This window comes from Stenotrophomonas sp. CASM114, assembly GCF_049384325.1.
Classification (GTDB): Bacteria; Pseudomonadota; Gammaproteobacteria; order Xanthomonadales; family Xanthomonadaceae; genus Stenotrophomonas; species Stenotrophomonas muris.
Map to the genome: position 1 here is coordinate 1 of NZ_JBMRGJ010000054.1, position 383 is coordinate 383.

Below are 383 nucleotides of genomic sequence, written 5' to 3' on the forward strand. Positions count from 1 at the left end.
TTGCAAAATACAGCTGGTATCACTTATCTTTTCAAGAAAAATAAAATCGATGCTTTTGAAGGTCTTGGTTCGTTTGTAGATAAAAACACCATCTTAATTACCAAAACTGATGGTACAACAGAAACAATTACCGCTAAAAATGTAATCATTGCAACAGGTTCAAAACCTACTGCTTTACCATTTTTACCAATTGATAAAAAACGTATTATCACTTCTACCGAAGCTTTAAATATTAAAGAAGTTCCAAAAACAATGGTAGTTATTGGTGGTGGCGTAATTGGTTTAGAATTGGGTTCTGTTTACGCTCGTTTAGGTACAAAGGTTTCTGTAATCGAATTTTTACCATCAATTATTGCTACAATGGATGCTGGCTTGGGTAAAGA

At 33.2% G+C, this 383-nt stretch carries 1 protein-coding gene; it reads left to right on the forward strand.

The window, feature by feature from the left end:
• Window positions 1–383, forward strand: a 383-nt coding sequence (locus VG566_RS20435; protein WP_423172734.1) for an FAD-dependent oxidoreductase, incomplete at both ends; no start/stop codon positions are given.